Raw genomic sequence first — 5845 nt, 5'->3', positions numbered from 1 at the left:
GGGGTTGGGTTCGATCTTGTTGATCCCAAGGGCGTGTCGGTGTTCTGGAGTCCGGGGCTTGGTGGTGGTGAACTTGCGAACCTATGATGAGGGCCTTCTGGTCGAGAGACTCTCGAGACTTGACAAGCGATCCAAGACAGTCTTCGCGGCATCGTGTGCTCAACTTCTCCTGCCTATGTTCGAGCGATATTCCCGCTCGGAGGGACGGCCAGAGCTTGGCGTCAAGCTACAGGCGATCGTAAGCGCAGCCTGGGCGGCGGCGACTGACGCTCCGTCGAGGGCCGAGATGCTCACGCTGCAAGCCGAGGCCGAGGCGATGGTGCCGAGCGATGAGGACAACTGGACCCACGAGTCGCCATACGCACAGAACGCTGCGGCTGCGGCTGCCTATGCGATACGGACCTGGCTGACCGATGACCCGCAGGAGGCCGGATGGGCCGCACGGCAGGTATACGAATTGGCCGACTCCGTGGTGCTACAGCAGAACCCGGAGATCGACCTAACTGGTTCTGACGCCGAGGATACGGTATTGGGGTCAGCCATCGTTCAAAGCGTTCTTGAAACTCTTGCGCGGACACTGGGCGCCGTAGAAGATCGACCGTTCAGCGTCAAGCTTCTTCGGGCGGATGCCGAGGAAAGCAGCAGGGTGTTCGGCGCCTCCGTACCTTGACGCCAAAAAACCCAGAGATGAGGTGGCCCACCGCATCGCGAACAGCGATCGGGCGTGGGCGAGATGGGAGGGCGCAGGCGACACGCGGTCAGATCGAGAATGCCGCGAGACGCATCTACGAGAACTGACGCCCCGGCATGTCCGGAGAGGTGTTTGCTGGTGTCAGCCGGCTCGCTCGACCGGTTCGATGCGAGCGTAGTCGAGCTGCTCGACCTCGAGTGGGGTGAGGTCGTCGATCGAGCCGTGGGGGCGTTCGGTGTTGAACCACAGCACCCATGACGCGGTCGCGGCCTCGACCTGGTCGACGTCCCCGCCACGGGCCGTCGTGGTGGATAAGCTCGGACTTGCAGAGCCCGATCTGCGATTCCGCGAGCGCGTTGTCCCCGGCTTATCCGGCTAATCGGCCTCGGGCCTGGGTTTGGCCGGGTAACGCGGTCAGTCGCGGGTGAGGCGTCGGAGTTGCGCGTCGTGGTGACGGACGGTGTCGGCGAGGGTCTGGACGGCTTGGCGGAGCGTGGCGAGTTCGTCGGTGATCGCGGTGATGCTGCCGTCGGCGACAGCCTCGCGGTGGTGCTCGATGATGGCGCGGAGTTCGGGGTTGCGGTAGATCGTGGACCGGGAGATGCCGGCGTGCTCGGCGACCTTGGCGATCGTGATCGGGTGCCCGTCTCGGGCGAGGTCGGCGCAGGCTCGTTCGATCTGGTTCAGCGTGGTGCTGGTCATCCGGTCTGGGTCTCCGTGTCGGCGATGAGCGCGTCGAGGCGGGCGATGAGTTTGTGGTGGCGTTCGGCCTCGTCGATCCATCCTCGCTGTTCCGCGTCGCGGGCGAGAGCGTCGGCGTCGACGCGTTGCGCAGCGAGGATCGGCAGCGACGATGGCTCAGCGCGGTAGGACGGGCAGTGCTCGCAGATGTTCGCGTAGCTGCATGCGCCTTGCGCTGGGGTGCGGAGGCAGAACCCGCCGGCCATGCGGGACTTCAGCAGCGGGGTGTCTTTCCAGTCGCGTCCGCCGGTGATGACAGCCAGCGGCAGTTGGGTGCGCCCGCCCGTGTCTCCCGCCGCGACGACAGGGGTGTTCTGTTTCGCGAGGTCGAGGGCGCGTTCGTATTCGGTGCGGACCGTCTGGTCGAAGAGGCGCCCGTAGCGGAGGCTCATCTCCGCGGACTGGTGGCCGAGGAGCGCCATGAGTGCTTGCAGGGAGACGCCGGCGTTGACCAGCGCGGTCGCGTAGGTGTGTCGCAGCTGGTGGGAGGTGATGTGCCCGAGCCCGGCGATCTCGGTGGCGTGATCGAGTTCGCGGCGGACGCCCTGCTGTGTGAGCCTGCGGCCGAGGTAGGTGAACAGGAACTGCGCGGGCCGCCGGTAGCGGGGGTGCGGGAGTGGTCTGCCGTGGGAGCGGATCTGGGTGACCCGGTCGATCACCTCGAGCGTTTCGGAATCGAGTGGGACCATGCGTTCGGTGGCGAGCTTGCCGAGCGGGACCTTCAGCCAGGCTCCGTTCCCGTCGAGCTCGTGGACGCAGTCCAGCTCGAGATCGAGGAGTTCCCCGATCCGCAGCCCGCAGGCTCGTTGCAGCCGCAACGCCAGCGCGGCCAGCTCGTTGTCGGGATGCTCGGTCAACGCGGCGGTGAGGCGCCGGTCGGCGTCAATCGTGAGGTAGCGAGGCAGCACCTGCGGGAGCGTGGGGATGTCGTCGCGGAACAACACCTTCCGGGGAGGTGGGGCAGCGTCCCAACCCCATTCGGTGATGTCGCGGAGGAACGTCGCGACCGCGACAACCCGCCGGTTGCGGTCGCCGATGCTGATCGGGGCGCCGTCCTTGTCGCTGACCGCGTCGACCAGCGAGGCAAGGAACGGTTCGATGTGACGTCGCCGATCCAGACCCCTCACGCTCTGAAGCGTCGGGTCGGTGACTGTGAGGAACACCCCGAAGTGCTTCAGCCGTGTTGCCGTCGCCGACACCGTCTTCCGGTCGCAGGTCGCGCGTTTGCGTTCCAGGTAGCCGACCAGCTCCGCCCGCAACGCCGTGGTCACCTCGCGAGCCGCTCCTCGTAGGGGACGGGACCGCCGCTGCGGGGCGGGGAATCGAGGACACCGAGATGGAACAACACCATGTGGGTCATGCTGATCGCCGCGAGATAGTGATTCGCGCCCCTCCCCGTCTCGTGCTCGCGTTCCCGGCAGGCCGCGGCGAACTCCTCAAGGTCGTGGAGGGTGAGTTGCCGCATCGGCTTGCCGGTCTGGATCAGCAGCCGGATCGGGACTTGGGAGCCTGTCGCGAGCCGGGTGCGGGCGGTGAACCCGAGCTGTTCGGCCTCGTGAAGGAACCCGTCGATCTCGGCTCGCAGCGGGCTGGTCTGGATCTCCCTCCAGAGCGGGGACAGCTTCCGCGCCAGCAGATAGTCGTATCCCGGCCGCAACCTGCAGTGCAGCATCAGGAACGTGATCACCGGACGCATCGCCGGCGTTGCTGACAACCGCTCCGCGAGCGGCGTCGCGGCCCAGTCCTGCGGGTCGGGCCAGGTCTCGAAGAACCGTCGCGCGGCCCGCTCGTAGGGGAGGTTCCCGCGACCGGTCGCCGTCAGTGATCCAGATACGCATCCCGCAGGTCATCGCCTCGCAGCGACGCGAGCGGGACGTCACCGCTGCTGCGCGCGGATGCGTTCGCGAGCCGCATCGAACTGGGCCTTCACGTGAGCAGGAGCGAGGTGAACGTAACGTGCCCCTATGTCTTTCGTCAAGTCGTTGGCAGATGAATCGAGATACTTGGTGCGTGGAGTTTCAGGCGATGCAGCAGATGGCTCGGCGTGTGGCGGCGCTGTATGGCGAGCGGGACGTGGAACACTTCGGACGCGCGTGGACCGCGGAGGAGCTTGTTCTCGGTCTCGTCGGTGATGTGGGTGACCTCGCGAAGCTCGCGCAGGGGAAGGCAGGGGGTCGGCCGCGTTCTGATCTGGATGCCGCGCTTGAACACGAGCTCGCCGACTGCCTGTGGTCGCTGATCGCGATCGCCGACGCGTTCGACCTCGATCTGGAGAAGGCCTTTGTGACCACGATGGACGAGTTGTCTGGTCGCCTGGGCGGCGCGTCCGAGCAGGACTGATCAAGCAGCGAGGGCGGGTTTGGTCGGTCGCGACTGGTAGAGGGTGCCGTCGCGGAGCATGGCGAACAAGACGTCGGAGCGGCGTCGGGCGAGGGCGATGAGTGCTTGGTTGTGGCGTTTGCCTTGGGCGATCTTGCGGTCGTAGTAGGCGCGGGATTCGGGGTCGCGGAGAGCGGCGAAGGCGGAGAGGAACATGGCCCGTTTCAGGATCTTGTTCCCGCGGCGGGATGGATGTTCGCCGCGGATGGATGTTCCGGAGCGCCTCGTGACAGGTGCGAGGCCGGCGTAAGCGGCGAGGTGACCGGGCGTGGGGAAGGTCTTGGTGGTGACTTCGGTGAGGAGCCGGGCTGCGGTCCTGACGCCGACTCCGGGCATGCTCGTCAGGACCGGCTGAAGAGGGTGCTGCTCGACGATCGTCTCGACCTCGACGGCGATTTCGTCGCGCTGCCGCCGCAATGCGGCGAGCTGCTCAGCGAGCCGCGGAAGGACGAGGGCGGCGGCGTCGGTGCCGGTGCCGGTGACCACGACGGTCTGCTCGCCCAGCGCCGCTACGATCTCGCCAGCCCAGACGCGACCCTTCCTCGGCGCGTTCTTCAGGAGCCGGTTCCCGAGCCGCTTCTCACCCGCGGCCTTCATCGCCGCCGGTGACGGGTAACGCTGCAGCAGGTCGAGCATCGCGGGATGGTCCAGCCGTGGTCCGATCACCCGCTCGAGCGCGGGGTGGATCTGCGTGAGCAGACCTCTGATCCGGTTGCTGACTTGGGTGATCTGTCCGGCGAGGTCGTCATCGAACCCGCAGAGCATGCTCAGTTCCGCGACCTGCTCGTCAGCGACCTGGACCGAGCGGAGTGTGTGCGGCATCGTCCGCGCCGTCTCGGCGATGATCGCCGCGTCTCTCGCGTCGGTCTTCGCCTCACCCGGGTGAAGGTCCGCGATGCGCCGCATCGCCAGCCCGGGCAGGTAGCCCACGATCGCGCCGGCGGCTTGCGCGACGGCGACGGGCAGCGCGCCGATCGTCGCCGGCTGATCCACGACCAGGAGGATCGTGCCGTGCGTTGCGAGCTGGTCGAGCACTCCACGAAGCCGGCGTTCGTCGTTCGGCAGCGCCTTATCGAACAGCCGCTTGCCCGACCGGTCGAGAGCAACGGCGTGGTGTTCGCCCTTGCCGACGTGGAGCCTGACGAACACCTCGACCTCGTCGTATCTGTCGATGCTGGTGACCACTGAATCCTCCGTTTCGCTCGACGGCGTCCGCAGGCGGTGCGTCTCGGCATCCACGTTACGAACGACCTCGAGCATGCCCGGGTCCAGCCCCTATCAGCGATCACACACCGCCAACCAGGCCCGGTGACAACACCCCCCGGATCATCAAGGACAGGGGGCAGCAATCATGCCGGGCCCGGCAGGCCGTCACCGCCCAGCATCCACCGCCAGACGGTCACGAAGAAAGTAACGGGTCCGCGGGGGAGTGCGTCATCACTTGGCCACCTCAATCACCCAGGGACGACCCGAATCAACCGGATACAATCGGAGAACTCGAACCGTCCGGTTCCCTGTCAACACAAGGGAACCCGAGGGTTCCCCAGACATCCGGTGAGACTCGGAATTCGCCCGAACTCTCCAAGGGGTCGCAGGTTCAAATCCTGTCATCCCGACATAGTCGGAAAATCCCTGGTGGGACAGCAAAAATCTCACCAGGGATTGATTGTTCTTGTGGATACGTTGTTCGTGAATCGGTGCTAAGTCGAGGCAACCGGAAGCATCAATGGTCTTTGCAGGCTCTCTATCCGTGGTGCCCGCGGATGCTCGTCCGCGCGGGCAGACCGTGGGAAGCGACGTCGCCGACGAGATCGCTCGTCCTGTCGTTGGCGGGGCGGGGTCGGTGTGGGTTCATCGATGGAGTTTCTGCCTTGATTGGATGCCCCATCGTGAGTCGAGCCCGTTGCTCGAGCGTGGGCGGGTGCCCTTCCGCTACCGCGTGCGGCGGAGTGACCGCAGAAGTGAACGCTGGTGAGGGCGCTGTGTCGATTGCGTGTGTGGGGCATTCGTGTGTGATGATGCACATCTAGCTCA

The 5845-nt window shown here is 66.1% G+C and carries 6 protein-coding genes and 1 pseudogene; 2 read left to right on the top strand and 5 right to left on the bottom strand.

Annotation, left to right across the window (positions count from 1 at the left end; genetic code table 11):
- Positions 1–670, top strand: a 670-nt coding sequence (locus ON062_RS13595) for a DUF416 family protein (protein ID WP_274647681.1), incomplete at its 5' end; no start/stop codon positions are given.
- Between the two features lie 162 nt (positions 671–832).
- Here the strand turns inward: ON062_RS13595 and ON062_RS13590 are convergent.
- From ON062_RS13590 to ON062_RS13575, 4 genes and pseudogenes are all read right to left on the bottom strand, one after another.
- Positions 833–1064 (bottom strand): annotated as a pseudogene (locus ON062_RS13590) (integrase core domain-containing protein); the annotation flags it as partial.
- 41 nt (positions 1065–1105) lie between these two features.
- Complete coding sequence (locus ON062_RS13585; protein ID WP_274647680.1) at positions 1106–1393, bottom strand: DUF6262 family protein; 288 nt, start codon at positions 1391–1393, stop codon at positions 1106–1108.
- Positions 1390–2703: a tyrosine-type recombinase/integrase gene (locus ON062_RS13580; protein ID WP_274647679.1), complete on the bottom strand. Its 1314-nt coding sequence runs from the start codon at positions 2701–2703 to the stop codon at positions 1390–1392. The genes ON062_RS13585 and ON062_RS13580 overlap by 4 nt, the downstream gene beginning before the upstream one ends.
- Positions 2700–3119 carry a hypothetical protein gene (locus tag ON062_RS13575; RefSeq protein WP_274647678.1) on the bottom strand — a complete coding sequence of 140 codons (420 nt, stop codon included), beginning with the start codon at positions 3117–3119 and terminating at the stop codon, positions 2700–2702. Before ON062_RS13575 ends, ON062_RS13580 begins: the two co-directional genes overlap by 4 nt.
- Positions 3120–3442: 323 nt before the next feature.
- On the opposite strand from ON062_RS13575, the gene ON062_RS13570 reads away from it, so the two are divergent.
- Positions 3443–3772 (top strand): MazG nucleotide pyrophosphohydrolase domain-containing protein, encoded by a 330-nt coding sequence (locus ON062_RS13570; protein ID WP_274647677.1) that lies wholly within the window; start codon positions 3443–3445, stop codon positions 3770–3772.
- On the opposite strand, the gene ON062_RS13565 is transcribed toward ON062_RS13570, so the two are convergent.
- Complete coding sequence (locus tag ON062_RS13565; protein ID WP_274647682.1) at positions 3773–4984, bottom strand: IS110 family transposase; 1212 nt, start codon at positions 4982–4984, stop codon at positions 3773–3775. It lies immediately after the preceding gene.
- Positions 4985–5845 lie beyond the last annotated feature (861 nt).

It is taken from the genome of Microbacterium sp. C7(2022), from assembly GCF_028823665.1.
GTDB lineage: Bacteria > Actinomycetota > Actinomycetes > Actinomycetales > Microbacteriaceae > Microbacterium.
The sequence above is the reverse complement of the archived record's forward strand: the minus strand, read 5'-3'. Positions and strand labels throughout refer to the sequence as shown.